The sequence below is a fragment of the Pseudoalteromonas sp. BZK2 genome, from assembly GCF_014349195.1.
GTDB classification, from domain to species: domain Bacteria; phylum Pseudomonadota; class Gammaproteobacteria; order Enterobacterales; family Alteromonadaceae; genus Pseudoalteromonas; species Pseudoalteromonas simplex.
Genome location: NZ_JACSOG010000006.1, coordinates 119731 through 140950, shown reverse-complemented (window position 1 = coordinate 140950; position 21220 = coordinate 119731). Strand labels below are relative to the sequence as shown.

At 42.3% G+C, this 21220-nt stretch carries 15 protein-coding genes; 10 read left to right on the top strand and 5 right to left on the bottom strand.

The window, feature by feature from the left end:
- The first annotated feature begins 80 nt into the window (after nucleotides 1-80).
- Nucleotides 81-1538 (top strand): molybdate ABC transporter ATP-binding protein ModF, encoded by a 1458-nt coding sequence (gene modF / locus BIZ38_RS05485; protein ID WP_187489781.1) that lies wholly within the window; start codon nucleotides 81-83, stop codon nucleotides 1536-1538.
- Nucleotides 1539-1563: 25 nt separating this feature from the next.
- On the opposite strand, the gene BIZ38_RS05480 is transcribed toward modF, so the two are convergent.
- Nucleotides 1564-2442: a TraB/GumN family protein gene (locus BIZ38_RS05480; RefSeq protein ID WP_187489780.1), complete on the bottom strand. Its 879-nt coding sequence runs from the start codon at nucleotides 2440-2442 to the stop codon at nucleotides 1564-1566.
- Nucleotides 2443-2979: 537 nt separating this feature from the next.
- Between BIZ38_RS05480 and ilvG the strand changes: the two genes are divergently transcribed.
- The 7 genes from ilvG to can all read left to right on the top strand — a co-directional run bounded on the left by ilvG (nucleotide 2980) and on the right by can (nucleotide 11432).
- Complete coding sequence (gene ilvG / locus BIZ38_RS05475; RefSeq protein ID WP_187489779.1) at nucleotides 2980-4629, top strand: acetolactate synthase 2 catalytic subunit; 1650 nt, start codon at nucleotides 2980-2982, stop codon at nucleotides 4627-4629.
- On the top strand, nucleotides 4626-4871 hold the full coding sequence (gene ilvM / locus BIZ38_RS05470; RefSeq protein WP_054554110.1) for an acetolactate synthase 2 small subunit: 246 nt from the start codon (nucleotides 4626-4628) through the stop codon (nucleotides 4869-4871). The genes ilvG and ilvM overlap by 4 nt, the downstream gene beginning before the upstream one ends.
- A 104-nt stretch (nucleotides 4872-4975) precedes the next feature.
- On the top strand, nucleotides 4976-6832 hold the full coding sequence (gene ilvD, locus BIZ38_RS05465; RefSeq protein ID WP_054554111.1) for a dihydroxy-acid dehydratase: 1857 nt from the start codon (nucleotides 4976-4978) through the stop codon (nucleotides 6830-6832).
- A gap of 2 nt (nucleotides 6833-6834) precedes the next feature.
- Nucleotides 6835-8385 carry a threonine ammonia-lyase, biosynthetic gene (gene ilvA, locus BIZ38_RS05460; RefSeq protein WP_187489778.1) on the top strand — a complete coding sequence of 517 codons (1551 nt, stop codon included), beginning with the start codon at nucleotides 6835-6837 and terminating at the stop codon, nucleotides 8383-8385.
- A gap of 141 nt (nucleotides 8386-8526) precedes the next feature.
- The gene (locus BIZ38_RS05455) at nucleotides 8527-9522 is read left to right on the top strand and encodes an ABC transporter substrate-binding protein (protein WP_235378002.1); all 996 of its coding nucleotides are present in this window, start codon (nucleotides 8527-8529) and stop codon (nucleotides 9520-9522) included.
- Nucleotides 9523-9572: 50 nt separating this feature from the next.
- On the top strand, nucleotides 9573-10751 hold the full coding sequence (locus BIZ38_RS05450; RefSeq protein WP_054554113.1) for a methyltransferase: 1179 nt from the start codon (nucleotides 9573-9575) through the stop codon (nucleotides 10749-10751).
- Nucleotides 10752-10769: 18 nt separating this feature from the next.
- Nucleotides 10770-11432 carry a carbonate dehydratase gene (gene can, locus BIZ38_RS05445; protein WP_054554114.1) on the top strand — a complete coding sequence of 221 codons (663 nt, stop codon included), beginning with the start codon at nucleotides 10770-10772 and terminating at the stop codon, nucleotides 11430-11432.
- A 44-nt stretch (nucleotides 11433-11476) separates the two neighbouring features.
- Here the strand turns inward: can and ubiK are convergent, their stop codons facing one another.
- Entirely contained in the window at nucleotides 11477-11740 is a 264-nt protein-coding gene (gene ubiK / locus BIZ38_RS05440; RefSeq protein WP_054561163.1) for a ubiquinone biosynthesis accessory factor UbiK, read from the bottom strand.
- Between the two features lie 111 nt (nucleotides 11741-11851).
- Between ubiK and rep the strand changes: the two genes are divergently transcribed.
- Complete coding sequence (gene rep / locus BIZ38_RS05435; protein ID WP_054561162.1) at nucleotides 11852-13864, top strand: DNA helicase Rep; 2013 nt, start codon at nucleotides 11852-11854, stop codon at nucleotides 13862-13864.
- Here the strand turns inward: rep and BIZ38_RS05430 are convergent.
- From BIZ38_RS05430 to elbB, 3 genes are all read right to left on the bottom strand, one after another.
- Nucleotides 13854-16433, bottom strand: coding sequence for a diguanylate cyclase domain-containing protein (locus BIZ38_RS05430; protein ID WP_187489777.1), 2580 nt, complete (start codon nucleotides 16431-16433; stop codon nucleotides 13854-13856). The genes rep and BIZ38_RS05430 overlap by 11 nt on opposite strands.
- Before the next feature lie 183 nt (nucleotides 16434-16616).
- Nucleotides 16617-17009 carry a c-type cytochrome gene (locus tag BIZ38_RS05425; protein WP_054554118.1) on the bottom strand — a complete coding sequence of 131 codons (393 nt, stop codon included), beginning with the start codon at nucleotides 17007-17009 and terminating at the stop codon, nucleotides 16617-16619.
- 184 nt (nucleotides 17010-17193) lie between these two features.
- The gene (elbB, locus tag BIZ38_RS05420) at nucleotides 17194-17844 is read right to left on the bottom strand and encodes an isoprenoid biosynthesis glyoxalase ElbB (RefSeq protein ID WP_187489776.1); all 651 of its coding nucleotides are present in this window, start codon (nucleotides 17842-17844) and stop codon (nucleotides 17194-17196) included.
- Between the two features lie 511 nt (nucleotides 17845-18355).
- On the opposite strand from elbB, the gene polA reads away from it, so the two are divergent.
- Entirely contained in the window at nucleotides 18356-21091 is a 2736-nt protein-coding gene (gene polA / locus BIZ38_RS05415; protein ID WP_166339620.1) for a DNA polymerase I, read from the top strand.
- Nucleotides 21092-21220: the final 129 nt, after the last annotated feature.

Sequence of the window (21220 nt, the reverse complement as noted above, 5' to 3'; positions counted from 1 at the left end):
AAAAAAGGTTTAAACGATTTTTAATTTTTTATCGAATGCGGTAACGTCAAGCTAACGGTAACTTAGAATGAGGATTCAAAGTGCAACAAGTGCAGTTGGTTAATGTTCGAGCCAGCCTGAAGGGCCAAGGCAATGACGTTTATTATTTAGATGAGCTCAATATCAATGTATCGCCATTGCAGCAATGGGTTTTACTTGGCGCTAATGGGGCGGGTAAATCGGCTGTGGCCGCTGCCATTGCTGGTTTTGCGAAAATAGAGCAAGGCCAGTATGAGAATAGCTTTGAGCGTATAGCATTGGTATCGCCAGACAGCCAAAAGCAGCTCCTCGCGGCCGAGTTAACTAAAGATCAAGATGATATTATTGAGGGTGTTACGGCTACGAGTACAGTTTATGAGCTGATTATTGCAGGTCGAGACGAGCAACAGCTTGATAGTGATTTGCTACAGCAACTAATAAGCCTATTTGATTTTAGTGACAAACTTAGCAAGGCATTTCGCGATTTATCGACCGGCGAAACCCGCAAACTAATGTTGATTCAAGCCATAATCGGTCGACCAGATTTACTTGTGCTTGATGAGCCTTTTGATGGTTTAGATGTTACGGCAATGGCTGAATTTAATCAGCTACTCACTGAGCTTAGTAAAACAACGACCCTTATTTTTGTGCTCAATCGCTTAACTGAGATCCCTGACTTTGTGGATCATTACGCCTACGTTAAAGAGGGTCATGTGGCTCAGCAATTAGCAAAGCCTACAGCCGAGCAGCGCGATGATTTACTTAAGCTATTGCACCTTACTCATACTCAGCTACAAATACCTGAGGCAGATATTGACCATCAAGCGCCTCCGCTCACAGACTCTATGCTGGTAAGATTAAACAACGCATCAGTCAGTTATGGCGGCGAGGCTATATTTGAAAAACTAAACTGGCAAATTAACCAAGGCGAACATTGGCAGTTAACAGGTAAAAATGGTTCAGGTAAAACCTGTTTGCTGAACCTTATCACGGGTGATAACCCGCAGTGTTACAACAACGATATCAAGGTGTTTGGCTACCAGCGCGGCAGCGGTGAGAGTATTTGGCAAATTAAACAACACATTGGTTATATCTCTAACGCGCTACATATGGATTATCGGGTGAGTATCACTGCGCTCAATACGGTTGTTTCGGGCTTTTATGACAGCATTGGTCTTTACCAAAAAGCCACCGATAAGCAACTTGCCATTGCCAAAAATTGGTTAGCGTTATTAGGGTTAAGTGATAAACAAAGCAGTTCATTTAGCCAACTGTCTTTTGGTGATCAGCGCTTATTGTTGATTGCTCGGGCTATGGTTAAACACCCTAACTTATTGATTCTTGATGAGCCTTGCTTAGGCTTAGATGAAGCCAATAGGCAACGCGTGTTATTACTGATAGAAAAAATCTGCGCTGCAGGCACCAGCACCGTGGTGTATGTTAATCACCATGCGAGTGACAAAATAGCCGGTATCGACAACTATTTAGAGATGGCCGATTTCACGAAAAAAGCGCCATAAGGCGCTTTTTAACTTTTTAAATCATTTAGATACGGGTAACTGTAAAACCCTTATCTGTTAATTGCTTCAATAAGCCGTGTTGCTCTGGTAAGTGCAAAGCGCCCACTGCAATAAACAGTTTTTCTTTACCGATGCGAGTAGATAGTTGATTAACCCAGTCATTGTTACGGTCTATCAACATCACTTGCTCGCTTAGTTGACCATATTGAGAATCATCAAAGCTTTCGTTATAAAACTGTGTAAGTGTTTTCATGTCACCTGATTTCCAAGCCTTGATCAGGCCAAAAAAGTAGGTGTCTACATCTGCAAGTTGGTCGAACGTTTCTTCGATCATTTTGTCATTCATGATTGCTAAGTGCTCAAACATTTCCATTTGTCGTTCAAGAGTTTCTAGCTCACCAATAGATATTTTATGTTCTTGAGCATAAGCAAGTACTTGCTTGTCTATGCCGTATTGATCTGAAAAACCAACGCTTTGGAACTCCATTTGCATCATGGTGACCATCACCGCCCACGGTGCTAAGTTCTTAAACATCGCAATATCAATTGATTTATCCGCAAAGTACTTTTGCAGTTTTGCATAGTTTTCTGATGATAATTCTGATTGTAAGGTTTTGCCATTTTTCAGCATCATAAATGGTAATGAGCGACGCTGCATTTCCATCGGTGAAATAGCGCTGATATCCACCTCAACAATGACTTTATCTGAGTTATCGAGTGCTTTTTTTACCTTGCTCGGTAAGCCTTTCATGCTGTTGTCACCCACATGTACGGTACCAAATAAATATGAAGCAACGCCGTTCTTTTCTACTTTCCATAATCCCGGCTCGGCAAGTGCATGTTGGCTAAAACCAAGCAGTAGCACCATAAAAAACAGGGCATTTATACGTTGGACGAATTTCATAACTTTCCTTTTCATTACGTGGTTATTTTCAATACTAAACTAATTTTTTAAAGAGGCGTTAAATTAAATCGGCTTTAAGCAGAAAAAATTACATTTAATTGCCAAAAATTAATCAATCATAGAATGGCAAATAAAGAGGTATGAAATTTCAATATTTAGCAAATGGCGAAAAATAAATCTTATTAATGGTGAAGTTTAGATATTTATTTCTATAAAGTCGTTTTTTTGCTTGTTTTTTGAATTGAATTTTATGTTGACTTAACGCCCCCAGCGCGGTACTAATAGAAAAAGACAGCGGGATGGCTAGATTTCCGCTACAAATGAACAGAATTTGGTTACAGATAAATGCTTACAAACAAACTTTCTCTAATTCTAATTAACGTCGTGGTGATTATTATTACCGCGGGGGCTAGTTAGTGCTTAGAGAAAAGTGAAGCATTTAAAAAGCCCCCCGCACTTAACAGTCCGGGGGGCTTTTTTGTTTTAAGGTTTGAGTCGCAGCAAATACACAATGTCACTGAGGAATGAGGATTTACGATGACAGGCGCAGAGTTAACAATCGATTTATTAGCCAAACATGGCGTTAAGGATGTTTTTGGTTACCCAGGCGGTGCCATCATGCCTATTTACGACGCCTTGTACGGTGCGCCAGTCAAACATTATTTGACGCGTCATGAGCAAGGAGCGGGTTTTGCAGCAGTGGGGTTTGCCCGCAGCACAGGTAAGTTAGGTGTGTGTTTTGCAACATCAGGCCCTGGTGCAACCAACTTAATAACCGCTCTTGCTGATGCAATGATGGATTCAGTGCCGTTACTTGCCATCACAGGGCAAGTACCTACCGCCGCAATAGGCTCCGACGCCTTTCAGGAAGTGGACGTGTTAGGTATGTCGTTATCATGTACTAAACATAGTTACATGGTTGAAAGAGCAGAAGATTTAGCCGAAATCCTACAAGAAGCCATCCACTTAGCGCAAAGCGGCCGCCCAGGTCCTGTGTTAGTTGATATCCCGAAAGACATCCAAATGGCACAAGTGCCATTCCACCCTTGGTTAGCCGCCGAAGATCATTTACCAAAATTAGACCCGAACCAAGTTGCAATAGCTAATCAAATCTTAAGTGAAGCGCAGCGCCCTGTGGCGTATATCGGTGGTGGTGTACAAGCTGCTGATGCACAAAACGAGCTTATGCAGTTTTTAGAAAAAACACATATGCCTGCGGTATCAACGTTGAAAGCGTTAGGCAGTGTATTACCTGATTATGAATATGATTTGGGTATGCTAGGTATGCATGGCGGTAAAGCAGCTAACTTAGCAGTGCAAGAGTGTGATGTTTTGGTTTGTATCGGTGCCCGTTTTGACGACCGTGTTACTGGTAATTTAAGCAAGTTTGCCGCAAAAGCAAAAGTGATACACCTTGATATCGACGCAGCAGAGGTTGGTAAGCGTAAGCCTGCAAAAGCGTCATTAGTCGCAGATTTAAAAATGTCATTACCGCAACTTGATTGTTTTGTAACGCCTGATGAATGGTTAACGCATATCGAAAGCATGATGAAAGAGCATGCATGGCGTTATGACTATCCAGGCGAGAAAGTATTTGCCCCATATTTATTAAACCAACTAAGCCAAAAAATGCCAGCAACGGGTGTTGTGTGCTGTGATGTGGGTCAGCACCAAATGTGGGTGGCGCAGCACATGAAGTTTAGCCACCCAAGCAATCATTTAAGTAGTGGTGGTGCAGGTACCATGGGCTTTGGTTTACCGGCCGCTATCGGCGCTCAAGTTGCTCGTCCAAATGATTTTGTGATCACGGTGTCGGGTGATGGCTCAATCATGATGAACATTCAAGAACTGGCTACAATTCGCCGTAACAATCTGCCAGTTAAAATTCTAATCTTAGATAACCAGCGCTTAGGCATGGTACGTCAATGGCAGCAGCTATTTTTTGAAGGTCGTTATTCTGAAACAAACCTTTCAGATAATCCTGATTTCGTGCAGTTAGCAGCGGTGTTTGGCATTCCAGGTCAAACCATCACTAAAGCAGATGAAGTCGATGCTGCGGTTGATGCGCTAGTTAATAGTGAAGGTCCATACATTCTGCATGCCTGTATTGATGATAAAGAAAATGTATGGCCGCTTGTACCACCGGGTGCAGCTAATGATGAAATGATGACGGAGACAGTAAAATGAAACACACCCTAACGATTGCACTAAAGAATCAAAGTGTCGCTGTAGAGCGCTTTTTACGCGTTGCACGTCATCGCGGCTTTGACCTAACAACCATGAATTTAGAAATGGCTGATGAAGCGTTTCACGTCACCATGACGGTAGACAGCGATAAGCCAATTTATCTACTAACATCACAGTTAAATAAATTGGTTGATGTTAAACACGTTAATGTTGAAAACCAATTTCAACAACAAGCAATCTAGTAAAAAATCAACAGGTAACTAGAGCAGTCAGAGTGATGCTTTAGTGAGAAATAAATTAGGAATGAGGAAGTCAGTGGCATGCCACTGCAACAACTGAGGTAATTATGGCTAAATTAAGAAGTGCAACAACAACAGAAGGTCGCAAACGTGCAGGGGCGCGTGCTTTGTGGCGTGCAACAGGGATGACAGATAAAGACTTCGGTAAGCCAATTATCGCTGTTGTTAACTCATATACTCAGTTTGTACCGGGTCATGTTCACCTTAACCAACTTAGTGAGCTGATGGCTGAAACCATCACCGAAGCCGGTGGTGTACCAAAAGAATTTAATACTATTGCGATCGACGATGGTATCGCAATGGGTCACGGCGGCATGCTGTATTCACTACCATCGCGTGACTTAATTGCTGACTCAGTGGAATACATGGTTAATGCACACTGTGCTGATGCCATGATCTGTATTTCTAACTGCGACAAAATCACCCCAGGGATGATGCTAGCTGCACTGCGTTTAAATATTCCGGTTATTTTCGTATCAGGTGGTCCAATGGAAGCGGGTAAAACACGCCTTGCTGATATCGACATTAAACTTGATTTAGTGGATGCCATGGTGAAAGGCGCTGATACCACAGTAAGCGATGAAGACTCTGAAAAAGTAGAGCGCTCTGCGTGTCCTACTTGTGGTTCGTGTTCGGGTATGTTTACTGCCAACTCAATGAACTGCTTATTAGAAGCGATTGGTTTAGCGCTGCCGGGTAACGGTACCACACTTGCTACGCATAAAGACCGTAAACAACTTTACGTTGAAGCAGGTGCGCGCATTGTTGATTTATGCCGTGAGTATTATCAAAAAGATAATGCAGCAGTATTACCACGTGCGATTGCTAATCGCACTGCCTTTATGAATGCAATGGTAGTTGATATTGCTATGGGTGGTTCATCAAATACGGTTTTACACTTATTAGCTGCAGCGCAAGAAGCGGGTGTTGATTTTGATATGTCGCACATCGATGAGCTTTCTCGTAAAACTCCTTTCCTTTGTAAGGTGGCACCTGCAACCAATAAATATCACATTGAAGATGTGCACCGTGCTGGTGGCATGATGGCAATTATCCGTGAGTTAGGTAAGGCTGGCCTTGTTGATTTATCTGTTGATCACGTGGCAGGCCACAGTATGGCTGAAATGGTGGCTAAATGGGATGCGACCGATCCTAATAATGAAGTAGCGCAAAAATTCTATAAAGCAGGTCCTGCCGGAATCCGTACTACAAAAGCTATGAGCCAAGAATGCCGCTGGCCAGAGCTTGATAATGACCGTGAAAACGGCTGTATCCGCAGTGTTGAAAATGCCTTTCGTCAAGATGGTGGCCTAGCTGTACTTTCAGGTAACTTAGCCCTTGATGGCTGTATTGTTAAAAGTGCTGGCGTAGTTGAAGAAATGCTGCACTTTGAAGGCCCAGCTGTTGTATACGAATCACAAGATGATTCGGTTGAAGGCATCCTTAATGGTGAAGTAAAAGCAGGCGATGTTGTTGTAATTCGTTACGAAGGACCAAAAGGCGGCCCTGGCATGCAAGAAATGCTGTATCCAACGAGTTACCTAAAATCAATGGGCTTAGGTGAAAAATGTGCGCTTATCACCGATGGTCGTTTCTCGGGTGGTACATCGGGTTTATCAATTGGTCACGTTTCACCAGAAGCAGCAAGCGGTGGTGCAATCGCCTATGTTGAAAATGGCGATAAAATAGTAATTGATATCGCAACCCGTGAAATCACCCTAGCCCTGTCTGATGAAGAGCTTGAAGCGCGTAAACAAAAGCAACTAGCACGCGGTAAAGATGCTTATAAACCACTTGATCGTGACCGTTATGTTTCATCTGCACTTAAAGCCTATGCGTTACTTGCAACCAGTGCAGACAAAGGAGCTGTTCGCGATTTAGCAAAACTTGAGGAGCTTAGTTAATTATGGTTTCTCAAGAGCTCGATTATTTTCGCGCTATCATCCAAGCGAACATGGAGCCGCTTGCAAAAGTCACTGAGGTCAGCGAAATGGCTGATCTTAGTGCACGGTTAGGCAACCATGTGTGGCTAAAGCGTGAAGATCAACAACCGGTTTATTCATTTAAACTTCGTGGTGCTTTTCATAAACTGAGCAAGTTGCCAAAAGGGTCTGATGTGATCACAGCCTCAGCGGGTAACCATGCACAAGGCGTTGCACTCAGTGCCTCATTTTTAGGCCATAAAGCTACGATTGTGATGCCAGTCACAACACCAGAAATTAAAGTGAATGCAGTACGTTCACTCGGTGGTGAAGTGGTATTACACGGCCATCATTTTGATGCGGCAAAAGCCCATGCTTTAGAGCTGACAGAGCAGCGTAACGGGGTGTTTGTGCCACCGTTTGATGATCCTGATGTGATTGTTGGCCAAGGTACCGTTGCCCGTGAATTAATGCAGCAATTGAATGACCTTGATGCTGTTTTTATTCCTGTTGGCGGTGGTGGTTTGCTAGCAGGCATGGCGGTGTACATTAAGTCGTTACGTCCTGATATCAAAGTCATTGGTGTTGAAGCTGATGAGAGTGCTTGCCTAAAAGCAGCGCTTGAAGCAGGCAAGCCCGTTGAGCTTGACCGTGTTGGCAGCTTTGCTGATGGTGTAGCCGTAAAAGTTATTGGCACCGAAACGTTTCGTTTAGCGCAAAAGTTTTGTGATGAAGTGGTCACTGTAACGGGCGACGAAATCTGCGCCGCAATGCAAGATATCTTTGTTTCGACTCGTGCTATAGCGGAGCCTTCAGGAGCGCTATCAACAGCGGGCCTTAAAAAGTGGTGCCAACAAAATGGTGTTAAAGGCTTAAATGTAGCTGCGATTTTATCGGGTGCAAACTTAAACTTTGACCGCTTACGTTATGTTGCAGAGCGAACGGCTCTCGGTGAAAAGAACGAAGCACTGCTTGCCGTGACCATAAAAGAAGAAAAGGGTAGCTTTAAGCAGTTTTGTAACTCATTAGGTGGCAGAGCTATCACCGAGTTTAATTACCGTTATGCAGGCCCCGGCGAAGCACAAATTTTTGTTGGTATTGCATTAAGGCAAGGGCAGCAAGAGCTTGAAGAGTTAAAAGCGGCACTGACAGAAAACGACTACACGTTTTGCGATCTATCAGATAACGAGCTGGCTAAATTGCATGTTCGTTATATGGTGGGTGGTAAAGCGCCAGCTCAACTTCATGAGCGTTTATTACGCTTTGAGTTTCCTGAATACCCAGGTGCACTGGCACGATTCTTAGATACCCTTGGTAGTAATTGGAATATCACTTTATTCCATTATCGTAATCATGGTGGAGCGATTGGTAATGTGCTGGCGGCCTTTGCTATTGAACCGAGTGATTATGAGGTATTCAATGAGCATTTGAACCGTTTGGGATACAACGTTCAAGATGAAACGAACAATCCATGTTTCACCCAGTTCCTAACCAGCCAAGGTCAGGAGTTGAGCGCAGTGAAAGTGGCTAATTAGTAGCTTAATATAATCAAGGCTGCTAATTAGTAGCCTTGTTTTTTTGTCTATTTTTCCTATAGTTATTGCACGGTTCTCAATCAAGGATGATGCGTGCAAGGAATGAAAAGTCTACTAGGGTTAATCTGTCTAATGCTCTCTATGAGCGCACAGAGCGTTGATAACGTTAGCTTACAATTAAAATGGACTCACCAGTTTCAATTTGCAGGTTATTATATGGCTGCAGAAAAAGGCTTTTACAAGGAAGCGGGCCTTAATGTTGCTATTATACCTGCCGACCCAAATGACCCTGATACCTTTCCTAAAGTGTTAAACGGCCAAGCCGACTTTGCCATTACTCACTCAGGCATATTACAAAAACGCCAGCAAGGCGCATCGGTTGTTGCCCTTGGAGCCATTCTGCAGTTTTCGCCTTACTGCTGGATGGTAAAGAATAACTCAGATATTTTTCAGCCCAGAGACTTTGTTGGAAAGAAACTCAGCAAAGTTAGCTCACTAGAAAATGCAGAACTCTTGGTCATGTTACAGCGTGCTGGATTGAGCCAAGAAAGCTTGATGGCAGCTAGCCAAGAAGGCGGCGTTAAAGAGTGGCTTGCCGGTGATTTAGATGCGGTGCAAGTGTATGTCACCAATGAGCCTTACAGCATGACTCTTAGAGGGGTTGGCTATCGACTCATTTGCCCGCAAAAGTTCGGCTTGAATGTGTATGGTGATATTTTATATACCTCTGAGCAGTTTTTAGCGAAGAAGCCTGAGGTTGTAGAGCGTTTTTACCGCGCGAGCCTAAAAGGGTGGCGGTATGCTTTATTGCACTTAGAAGAAAGCATCGATGTGACCAAGCAGCACTATGCTAAACATAAAAGCGTACAGGAGCTGGCTTATGAAGCACATGTTTTGGCAAGCTATATTCAACCTCCAGGGATTAAGTTAGGCAATATGTCGATGGCAAAATGGCGTTTAATTGCAGATCTATATGGCATCGAGCAAGCTGATTTTGATCAGGCTTTTGATGGCTTTATGTATGATCAGCAGCAAGCTGAAGCTATTGAGCTGTCGTGGATGTTGATCCTCGCCATCATTTTAAGTATTGCGTGTGTGCCATTGTACAGTCGCTTGATCAGCAGTAACCGACGTTAAATAAGATAAAAGCTGTTATACTGCTCTTTATTTCTTGTCGCTAAGTAGTTATGACACTTGCCGAGCACTTTGCAGCTTTAGATGCACTGCTATTTTCAACCCGCCAATACTGGCAATGTACCGCATTTGATTTTGATGATCTTCCTTGGCCTGAATTAGCCAACTTATTATGGGCGCTTGATGACCAACAAGTGAGTGAACTTGATGCCGATCAGCAAGCTTTATATCGTTATTTTACTGAGGCAATAGAGGGTATCGACCAGTTGGCTGAGTTGTGTAATTTGCCTGCTATAAGTGCTGCCCGTAATGAATTTCCATTTTGGATAAGTAATGGCATTAAGGGCCGTAAGTTTGAACAACTACAAGACTTTGTCGCGGCCATTAGTCAGCAGTCATTAAACCAGCCTGTTTTAGAATGGTGTGCAGGTAAAGGGCATTTAGGTCGTATGTTGGCATTTAATGGGGCACCACGTGTCCATAGCATTGAGCTACAACAACACTTGTGCGATCAAGGTCAACACAGTGCTAAGCAACAGCAATTGGCGATGCAGTTTTCACAAGCTGATGTATTAACCGATGACACAGATGGCTTTTTTGAAAGCCAGCAGCATGCAGTTGCATTGCATGCCTGTGGTCGTTTGCATCAAACATTTATGCAGCAAGCAAGTAAAGCGAAAACCCAGCAAATTAGTTTTTCACCGTGCTGTTATCATTTATTCACTGATAACGCTTATCAAGCAATGAGCGAGCCCGTAAAAAAAAGCCAACTTGCGCTTACTCATCGCGATTTAAAACTGGCGCTGCAAGAAACGGTAACCGCACCGAGCCGAGTTGATAAGGTCAGAAAAACAGAGGTTGAATGGCGTCTTGGATTTGATGCGTTACGTAAATCACTGACCGGTGAAATGCACTATGTGAGTGTACCGTCAGTGAACAAAGCGATCTTCTCTGATTCGTTTAACTCATTTTGTTTATGGGCTGCTGAGAAAAAATCATTACATTTGCCTGAAGGCATTGATTACAATAAGTTTTTAGAGATAGGTAAAAAGCGCAAAAGGGTCACCGAGCGAGTTGAACTCGTCCGACATGTGTTCAGAAGGGCAATTGAAGTTTGGCTCGTGCTCGATCGTGCTTTATATTTGCAACAACAAGGGTATCAAGTAACAGTTAGTACGTTTTGCGAAAAGCAGCTGACACCAAGGAATATCTTGATCCAAGCTAATTATTAAAAACCGTAAAGAGGCGCAATGAGAAAGTTAAAAAATTTATTCGAAAATAATAGACGTTGGGCAGCGCGTACGAGTGAAAATGATCCTGAGTTTTTTAAAATTCTATCAATGCAGCAAAATCCAGAGTATTTGTGGATCGGTTGTTCTGACTCGCGTGTACCTGCAAACGAAATTGTAGACTTATTACCGGGTGAGCTATTTGTTCACCGTAACGTAGCAAATGTCGTTGTGCATACTGACCATAACTGTCTTTCGGTAATGCAATACGCTGTTGAAGTGCTGAAAGTGAAGCACATCATGGTCGTTGGTCACTATGGCTGTGGTGGTGTTCAAGCAGTATTAAACGAAGCGCGTTTTGGCTTAATTGATAACTGGCTACGCCATGTAGGTGATGTAAAAGAAAAACACATCGAACAACTCAATGCATTACCTGAGCAAGAGCGTTTAAATAGCTTAATTGAACTAAACGTTATCGAACAAGTACGTAACGTGTGCCGTACTAACATTGTGCAAGATGCTTGGGCGAAAGGCCAAGATTTAACAATTCATGGTTGGGTGTATGGCTTAGCAAATGGTCATCTTAATGATCTAGAGTCGGTTGTGACCTGTGCAGAAGAAGCTAGTGATACCTACGGTATTGCCGTTAAGCGTGTATTCGAACGCGTGGCAGAAAAAAGCTAAAACTAGCTAGTTAGAAAAAAGGAGAGCTAATTCGCTCTCCTTTTTTATTGTTCGTCTTGTTTGCTAGCAAGTTGCTGCTCAAGTAATGCAACTTTCTCTTCAAGCTCAGTGAGTTTTTCACGAGTACGAATAAGTACTTGGCTTTGAATATCAAACTCATCACGGCTTACAAAGTCCATCTCAGCAAGTTTGTTTTGAATAGCTTGCTTTGTTTTGCCTTCAACTGTTTCGGCAAGGTTTTTCACGCCTTGCGGCATGTTGTCAGTAATTTGCTTAGCGATTTCTTCAAGTTTTGCTGGGTTGATCATCTTCGTCCCTTGAGTCACGTAAAAAAACAATCTTACCTTATTGGCTAGGCGTAGTGTAGTGATTACGGTAAAATTGCCCGTCCTGTCTTTGGATAATTTCTTTAGGGGCTTATGAAACTCAACCCAAAACAAGATGAAGCGGTAAAGTATATCAGTGGACCGTGTCTGGTATTAGCCGGTGCGGGCTCTGGTAAAACGCGTGTTATTACTAATAAAATCGCTTACTTAGTGCAAAAGTGTGAGTATCAAGCGCGCAATATTGCGGCGGTAACCTTTACCAATAAAGCGGCAAAAGAAATGCGCGAGCGTGTAACGCAAACACTGGGTAAACAAGAGTCGAAAGGCTTATGGGTTTCAACGTTTCATACCCTTGGACTTGAGATCATCAAAAAAGAGTTAACGACGCTAGGGTTTAAACCCGGTTTTTCGTTGTTTGATGATCAAGATACCAACCAGTTATTAGCCGAGCTGACCGAAGAAGAACTAAAAAAAGACAAAGATCTACTTAACCTACTGAAGATGCAAATAGGTAGCTGGAAGAACGAATTGATTCTACCAGAGCGTGCTGTTCGCGAAGCCCGTGAGCCACAAAAAGCCTTATTTGCTCAGCTGTATGCGCGTTATCAAAATCAACTACGTGCTTATAATGCCCTTGATTTTGATGATCTGATCATGATCCCTACTTTATTGTTAGGCCAAAATGCTACTGCGCGTGAGCGTTGGCAGCAGCGTTTTCGTTACCTACTGGTGGATGAGTATCAAGATACCAACACCAGTCAGTATCAGTTGGTTAAGTTATTGGTGGGTGAACGAGCTCGTTTTACAGTGGTAGGCGATGATGACCAATCAATTTACTCATGGCGCGGTGCTAAGCCTCAAAACCTTGTACTATTGAGTAAAGATTTTCCGGGCTTACGTTTAATTAAGCTTGAACAAAACTACCGAAGCGCAGGGCGAATTCTAAAAGCGGCAAATATTTTGATTGCCAACAACCCTCACGAGTTTGATAAAAAGCTATTCAGTGAACTTGGTTATGGTGAGCCAATCAAAGTGATTGGTTGTCGTGATGAAGAGCATGAATCAGAGCGAGTGGTGGCAGAGATCATTTCTCATAAATTCATGAAGCGTACCAGCTATAAAGATTACGCGATTTTATACCGTGGTAACCATCAAGCGCGCGTGTTTGAAAAAGCACTTATGAGCAACCGCATTCCCTATAAGATAAGTGGCGGCATGTCGTTTTTCTCGCGTTCAGAGATTAAAGATATCATGGCGTATTTACGCCTATTGGTGAACCAAGATGACGACAATGCCTTTTTACGTATTGTAAATACGCCACGCCGTGAGATTGGTACGGTCACACTCGAAAAACTTGGCACCCTTGCTAATGAAAAGCATATCAGCTTATTTGCAGCCTGTTTTGAACCTGAACTTGCACACCGCTTAAAAGGCCGTGGTTTTAATGCCTTAGCTGGTTTTGCCCGCTGGGTGGTTGAGCTTTCTGATAATGCGGTACGCGGCGATACCCTTGAAGCTGTGAAAGAGTTAGTTAGGCAAATTAACTACGAAGCATACCTTTATGAGTCATCACCGAGTGCAAAAGCCGCTGAAATGCGCATGAAGAACGTTTCAGAGCTTTATCGTTGGATCACCGACATGCTAACAGGGGACGCAGACAACCCGCCGCTGAACCTTGCTGAGGTGGTTAGTAAACTGACTTTACGTGACATGCTTGAACGTAACGAAGAGGAAGACGAATCTGATGCGGTACAATTACTGACACTGCATGCTTCAAAAGGTTTGGAGTATCCGTATGTGTTCATGGTTGGCATGGAAGAGGGGTTACTACCACACCAAGTAAGTATCGATGAAGATAACGTTGAAGAAGAGCGTCGTCTTGCTTATGTAGGTATAACCCGTGCTCAACAAGAGTTGGTAATGACTTATGCTAAGTTACGTCGTCAATTTGGTGAAACGTCAGATACTGAGCTCAGTCGATTTGTGCAGGAGTTACCACAAGATGACTTAGCCTTTGAAGCGAAAAAGCCACCGTCTTCACAAGCTGAGCGTATGGAAAAAGGCCAAGCCCGTGTAGCTAATCTAAGAGCGATGCTTAAGAAGTAATTATTTGTGCGCTTGGTGTTTCGTATTCGAAGGGCGCCAGCGCATGCTGTTTACCAATAAACAACGACAACCCGTGTTTATCGAGTAACGTGCGGTAGTTAAAAATCGACGGTCCTTTCGCGATTACTTTGATATTTTGCAGCTTAGTAATCGCCAGTACACCTTGCAGTTGTAAGTGATAGTTTTCTTGCTGTAATACGCGCTTGCTAAATGTTGAACTTAATAACAAGTAATCGAATTGAAACTCAGTCAGTAAGTTCAACTCACAGCGATCTTTAGCAAATTCATTCAACCCAATCGAAAATCCTTGTGCGACCAAGTTTTTTAAATTTTCAATTTGTATCGCTGATGCGTAACGAATTTCTTGTTCGTTGAATAACAGACACATTCTATTCGCATCGTGGGCTTTTAATAACTTACATAGTGCTTGAAAATTAATACGTTCAAGGACTAAGCCAGAGCAAGGGAACAATACTTTTTCTTTCTTACTGTCACTTACTAAGCTGAATGCTTGTTTTAGTAAGTTAAGTTCAACCTCAAAGTGCTGTACTTTATCGGTCGCAAACTTCTTAAGTACTTCAAAGCTGGTGCTGCCAAGTACTGGGTGTTCACCAAATGCTTCGAGTAAAGACTCTGCGCGAGTTTGCTCATCCAAGGTAATGATTTCGGCACTTCTAAAGTGCATAGGCAAGTCATCTAAGTGATGCATATTGTCAGCATCATGTTGCACATTACTGGCATTAAGCAGCGGATGGAAACATTCAAAGCGATTACGGCCTGCATTTTTAGCGTAATACATGGCGGCGTCGGCATCACGTATAATTTCATCGGTGTGCTTGTAGCTTGGTTTTGAGTAAGTAATACCAATACTGGCACCACTTTGAATGCATTGACCCTTCATACAGAAAGGTTTTCTCATTATTTCGATGATACGTTTGGCAACATCTTGAGCTTGCTGTTGCTCAGTTAAGTGAGTGAGCAATACCACAAACTCATCACCACCCAAACGTGCAAGTAAATCATGCTCACGGATACAATGCGAGAAAGATTCAGCAACACCAATTAAAAATTGATCGCCTGCTTGGTGACCAAGGTGATCGTTGATGTCTTTAAATTTATCAAGGTCAATAAATAACACTGCAAACTGCTGCTCTGGATAGCGCTGATAATGCTGCAATGTTTTTTCTAACTGTGTTAGGAATAAACTGCGATTAGGTAAACTGGTTAATGAGTCATGATGTGCATCGTGGTACAGCTGTTGTTCTATTTTTTTACGCTCTTCAATTTGCATCTGTAAGTGAAGGTTTGCTTGGCGTAACTCTTTCGTTTTCTCTGCAACTCTGTTTTCCAGCTTTTGATGATTTAGCTTTAACTCTTGATTTGCTAAATGGGTTTGAATGACGTTGGCTATTTGATGCGATACAAAGGTAATTAACTCACAGTCATCTTGCGTGAATTCGTGTTTATTATTATACGCTTGGCAAACTATTAGACCAATGACACCTTGCGATGTTTTAAGTGGTGCACCTAACCAGCTAGTTGCTGTTCGTTCAGCCGGGACGTCTACGGGCCTTTCAACAACGCCTAACTTAATTAGATTATTTGCTTTATCAATATCGATGACTTGGCATTCTTCAGAGCTTAAAACAAGTTCACTAAAACCTTTTGCAAAAGGTCTCGGTCTGCCTGTGTCATTGTATTCATCAACACAGTACGGAAAACTTAACCAGTGAGTTTGCTCATCATAAAGGGCAATATATAGGTTGTCTGCATAGGTAATGGTTTTAATAATTTCGTGAACATGTTTATAAACGTCGTCAAGATTTTCACTTAAGGTTGCCAGCTCTGATATTTTAAAAAGGATCTGTTGACGCTCTAACGCTTTTTTACGTTGCTGTATTTCTTCATTGAGAGCTTGATTACTTTGTGTCAGTGCACGAGTGCGAATTTTAACTTCTGATTCGAGCAGTTCACGTTTCTTAACTCGTTCGATGGCCGTTGCCAAATAAAGTGACATTACTTCTAGCAACTCAATTTGTTGTTCAGAATAACTCAGGTCTTTTTCATAGCTTTGCGCGACCATCACTCCAATTATTGACTTATCGCGGTATACAGGAACTCCAACCCAATGCTCGGCAGGTGTGCCAAAGCATTTGAGTAAGCCTTGTTCAACCGCTAGCTCTGTTTGTTGTTTAGTAAAGTAGCTGGTTTTACCTTGCTTAAATACGTAACCTGTCAGGCCTTCTTTAAAGTACTGCTCATACTTCAATGGCACAGAGAGGCCATCTTTTTCGTCGGCAAAATAAGATAACTCAAGGTTATCGTAAACAGGGTTATGCAAAACCACGAAGAAGTTTTTACTTGGAATATAGTCTTGCAGGATGTTGTGGATAGCAGGGTAAAGCAAGGTTAATTCGGCAACAGTACTCGCTTGCTCTGATAATTGTAAAAGAGCATGTTGCAAGTGGTGTGATTGCTTATACTTTTGTAAAAGCGATTTTAAGCGAACATTTTTACGTGCAAGCTTATCAAAGTGTGTTGCTGAATCTTCCAATGATTTAGAACTCATTTTATTATTGTTTAAATATCGTCCTTAATAGTTCCACTTTTTTATTAGATCGTCAAGTAACAGCTGTTTACAAATTAGTAATTTATTATGGTCATATTTGGCTACAGAGCTAGCCTCGCGCCCTGATAAAGGCATAAAAAAAGGGCTTATAAAAATAAGCCCTTAGTATTAGATTTGAAACTGTTACTTGCTAGTCATGAAATCGATAGCAGCGCTGATCTCTTCATCAGAACAGTCCATACACGTACCTTTAGGAGGCATCGCGTTGAAACCATTGATTGCATGGTCAAGTAAAGTGTCCATGCCTTTAGCAATACGAGGAGCCCAATCATCAGCTGATTTAGGTGCGCCTAGTGCACCAGTGCCGTGACAAGCAAAGCATGCTGCTTGGTAAACTTGTTCACCAGAACGAGGGCCTGTAGGTTCAGCAGCGACTGCAGCTTTATCACCTTCTAGATAGACAGAACCAATTGGCGCTAGACGCTTTTTGATAGCATCTTCAGTCAAAGAGTTGTCATACGCTTGTGCATATGCCGTTGTTGCTAGCAGTAATAATGCAGCTGATAGTTTTTTCATTTTGCCTTGCTCACTTCGATTTGAACGTGATCAATCACGATATATATGACGGAAATTAGAACGATTATAACGCTAAGCCACAATTTATAAAATGATCTAAAAGGCTTTTTCTTGAGAAAAACCGTCATTTTTTTGCGTTAGCGCAAGAAAAGCCTGCATAAAATACTGGCTCTTAGCTTGATGCTTAAGCAAGCTCTAATACTTTGTTAACTAATTTTTCGATACCCGCATCTGCATCTAAAATACTTTGGGCCAACATATAGGCTGGGGTAGTGACCACTTTATGTTGTTGATCAACAACGATATCGTTCACAGCACAGCTTTGGTGTGCTCCACCAAGTTGTTCTATAGCTGCGGCGGTCTCTGCATCGCTCCCAATGGTTGCTTTTACACCTTTACCATAAATAAGCGGCAGCATGGCAGGCGCAATACATATATAACCTGCTGCTTTGTTGGCATCGACAAAAGCCTTCGCTGTTGTCAGTACATCACCTTGAACTTGGGCATCTGCACCTTTTACTGCAAAGTCAGATAGGTTTTTCGCGGCCCCAAAGCCACCTGGTACGATCAAGGCATCGAACTCATCTACATTTAGCTCAGTGAGCGCTTTAATTTCACCGCGGGCAATACGTGCAGCTTCAACTAGCACATTACGATTAGGTGTCATTTCTTCACCTGTTAGGTGATTAACGGTGTGCATTTGTTCGATATCGGGTGCGAAGCATTCATAGCTCGCGCCTGCTTTAGCGATATGTAATAAGGTTAACACGGCTTCATTGATTTCTGCGCCGTCGTAAACACCGCAACCAGCTAAAATTACAGCAACTTTTTTCATTTTTGAACTCTCCTTAATGCGACTAGCTTAAGTTTAACAAGGATACGAGCATGGCGACAAAATAAAAAATTTTCGTCGCTTGATAACTCGCAAAGCATGATGAATAGCTGTTTATGCCTTTTTATAAATTACTAACGAAAAAAAAAGTATAAAGGATCGCTATGATCTTTGATCCATTATGCTAGAATACTCCTCCGGTTATGAAAAGGGATGTTAATTCGGTATCGAATAAGCAAAAGGTTATCGCTACTAAAACCGTTTTCCACATCGGACAAAAATAATAAAAAAAGAACGCCGTAATATCTTTTTTAAATAAAAACATAAGCTTATCTAATTTTCCTAAATGTTTTTTCATTTTGGGAGAATTAACTGTGTCTGTTATCTACAAAGTTATCCACAGCTTGCTCTGTCATAAAGCTTTATTGGTTAATAATTCACAGTCGTTTTCTTCATGACCTTATGGCATGCTTACAAACAATTTAATGTTATTCAATTAGGATCCAATTTCACCATGGCTCAGATCCCTGAAAATCCACTTATTCTTGTAGATGGTTCTTCTTATTTATTCCGTGCATACCATTCGCCACCGCACCTTACTAACTCAAAAGGTGAAGCGACAGGCGCAATCTATGGCGTAGTTAATATGCTTAAGAGTTTGATCAAGCAATATGATCCATCGCACATGGTGGTGGTATTTGATGCCAAGGGTAAAACCTTCAGAAATGATATGTACAGCGAATATAAAGCGAATCGTCCGCCAATGCCGGATGATTTACGCACACAGATCGCACCACTGCATAACATTATTAAAGCAATGGGTTTTCCACTGATTAGTATTGAAGGTGTTGAAGCTGACGATGTTATCGGTACGTTTGCGCGAATAGCCTCAGAGCAGCAGCGTCATGTGCTGATCTCGACTGGCGATAAAGATATGGCGCAGCTTGTTAATGAGCATGTTACGCTGATCAATACCATGACAGATAGCATTTCAGATCCAGAAACCGTGGTTGAGAAGTTTGGCGTTGGTCCTGAATTGATCATTGATTACCTTGCCCTAATGGGTGACAAAGTCGATAACATCCCAGGTGTTGATGGCTGTGGTCCAAAAACAGCGGTGAAGTGGCTGCAAAAATATGGATCATTACAAGGTGTCATTGATCATGCAGGTGAAATAAAAGGCAAGATTGGTGAAAAGCTTGCTACAGCACTTGATCATTTGCCACTTAGCTATGAGTTAGCAACAATTAAGTGTGATGTTGAGGTTGAGTCAGACCTTGAAAGCTTTAAGCTGCAAGAGCCTAATCGTGACGAATTGATTGCACTTTATGGTGAGTGTGAGTTCCGCCGTTGGTTAGCTGAGCTACTTGATAATCCTAAAGACGCTGACACGCATTTAGATGTGCCAACTGAAGCTAACGAACTACCAAAAGTTGCTGATGCACACTACGAAACAATCTTAACTGAAGAGCAACTTGATACCTTAGTGGCGCAGTTAAATGACGCCGAATTGTTTGCTTTTGATACTGAAACAACCAGCCTTGATTATATGCAAGCGCAATTGGTTGGTATGAGCTTTGCGGTTAAAGCCGGTGAAGCGGCTTACCTTCCGGTTGGTCACGATTACCCAGATGCGCCTGAGCAATTAAGCTTAGAAACCGTAATGGCAAAAATTGGCCCAATCTTAGCTGACGAAAACAAAGCGAAAGTGGGGCAAAACCTTAAGTACGATAAAAGCGTGTTAGCTAACGCAGGCTTTGAATTAAAAGGCATTAAATACGACACCATGCTGGAGTCGTATGTATTTAATAGTGTAGGCAGCCGCCATGATATGGACTCGTTGGCACTGAAATACCTTGGTCACAAAAATATCAGCTTTGAAGATATTGCCGGTAAAGGTAAAAAGCAGTTAACGTTTAACCAAATTGAGCTAGAAAAAGCTGCGCCTTATGCTGCTGAAGATGCTGATATAACGCTACGTCTTCATCAAGTATTATGGCCAAAAATTGATGCTGATAGCCAATTAAAATCGGTATTCGAAGAGATTGAGTTACCACTTGTCACAGTGCTTTCTGATATTGAGCGTACTGGTGTTGCAATTGATAGCAACATGCTAGCAGCTCATAGTCAACGTTTAGGTGAACGCCTGTTAGAGCTTGAGCAAGAAGCTTATGATATTGCAGGTGAAAAATTTAACTTAGGCTCACCTAAGCAACTGCAAGCTATTTTGTTTGAAAAACTTGAGCTGCCTGTTATCAAGAAAACACCTAAGGGTGCACCTTCGACAGCAGAAGAGGTGTTACAAGAACTTGCTCATGATTATCCGTTACCAAAAGTGATTATTGAGCACCGTGGTTTATCTAAACTTAAATCAACCTACACAGATAAACTTCCGCTAATGGTTGATGAGCGCACTAAGCGAGTGCATACCTCTTACCATCAAGCTGTAACAGCAACAGGTCGTTTAAGTTCAACGGATCCTAACTTACAGAATATTCCAATTCGTTCAGAAGAAGGCCGTCGAATTCGTGAAGCCTTTATTGCTGCACCTGGCCATAAAATTGTGGCTGCCGATTACAGCCAAATTGAATTACGTATCATGGCGCATTTATCTCAAGATAAAGGCCTATTAACTGCCTTTGCGAATGGTTTAGATGTTCACAGTGCAACAGCGGCAGAAGTCTTCGGGGTTAGCCTTGAAGAGGTTACCAGCGATATGCGCCGTAAAGCTAAAGCGGTTAACTTCGGTTTAATTTATGGCATGTCGGCGTTTGGTTTATCACGTCAATTAGATGTACCACGTCATGAAGCACAGCATTATATTGATAAATACTTCGAGCGTTTCCCTGGCGTACTTGAGTACATGGAAACAACCCGTGAAAAAGCAGCTGATAAAGGGTATGTAGAAACGATTTTTGGCCGCCGCTTACATTTACCTGAAATCAATGCCCGTAACGGTGCTCGTCGTAAAGCCGCTGAGCGTGCTGCGATCAACGCACCAATGCAAGGGACTGCTGCAGATATCATCAAAAAAGCGATGCTAAAAGTTCATCAATGGGTGAACGCACAAGCTGCAGGTTCAGTTAAGCTGCTCATGCAAGTGCACGATGAATTAGTGTTCGAAATTAAAGAAGAATCTGTGGACGACTATAAAGCTGAAATTTGTAAGTTAATGTCAGAAGCCGCTACTCTTGATGTGCCTCTGATTGTTGAAGCCGACAGCGGTGACAACTGGCAACAAGCTCACTAATATCTAAACTAAGAGCCACCGATATAACAATTCGAGTGGCTCGGTCTGATTAGTTAAGGAGTGGTCGGTAGCTCCTATCATCCCCATAGCTTGATGTGAAATTGCTCCGAATATTTAACCCCGAGTGAA

What these genes read in the sequence shown, in the direction of transcription:
- BIZ38_RS05480 (WP_187489780.1), bottom strand. Translation starts at nt 2,442, where the DNA reads ATGAAATTCGTCCAACGTATAAATGCCCTGTTTTTTATGGTGCTACTG.
- ilvG (WP_187489779.1), top strand. Translation starts at nt 2,980, where the DNA reads ATGACAGGCGCAGAGTTAACAATCGATTTATTAGCCAAACATGGCGTT.
- ilvM (WP_054554110.1), top strand. Translation starts at nt 4,626, where the DNA reads ATGAAACACACCCTAACGATTGCACTAAAGAATCAAAGTGTCGCTGTA.
- ilvD (WP_054554111.1), top strand. Translation starts at nt 4,976, where the DNA reads ATGGCTAAATTAAGAAGTGCAACAACAACAGAAGGTCGCAAACGTGCA.
- ilvA (WP_187489778.1), top strand. Translation starts at nt 6,835, where the DNA reads ATGGTTTCTCAAGAGCTCGATTATTTTCGCGCTATCATCCAAGCGAAC.
- BIZ38_RS05455 (WP_235378002.1), top strand. Translation starts at nt 8,527, where the DNA reads ATGAGCGCACAGAGCGTTGATAACGTTAGCTTACAATTAAAATGGACT.
- BIZ38_RS05450 (WP_054554113.1), top strand. Translation starts at nt 9,573, where the DNA reads ATGACACTTGCCGAGCACTTTGCAGCTTTAGATGCACTGCTATTTTCA.
- can (WP_054554114.1), top strand. Translation starts at nt 10,770, where the DNA reads ATGAGAAAGTTAAAAAATTTATTCGAAAATAATAGACGTTGGGCAGCG.
- ubiK (WP_054561163.1), bottom strand. Translation starts at nt 11,740, where the DNA reads ATGATCAACCCAGCAAAACTTGAAGAAATCGCTAAGCAAATTACTGAC.
- rep (WP_054561162.1), top strand. Translation starts at nt 11,852, where the DNA reads ATGAAACTCAACCCAAAACAAGATGAAGCGGTAAAGTATATCAGTGGA.
- BIZ38_RS05430 (WP_187489777.1), bottom strand. Translation starts at nt 16,433, where the DNA reads ATGAGTTCTAAATCATTGGAAGATTCAGCAACACACTTTGATAAGCTT.
- BIZ38_RS05425 (WP_054554118.1), bottom strand. Translation starts at nt 17,009, where the DNA reads ATGAAAAAACTATCAGCTGCATTATTACTGCTAGCAACAACGGCATAT.
- elbB (WP_187489776.1), bottom strand. Translation starts at nt 17,844, where the DNA reads ATGAAAAAAGTTGCTGTAATTTTAGCTGGTTGCGGTGTTTACGACGGC.
- polA (WP_166339620.1), top strand. Translation starts at nt 18,356, where the DNA reads ATGGCTCAGATCCCTGAAAATCCACTTATTCTTGTAGATGGTTCTTCT.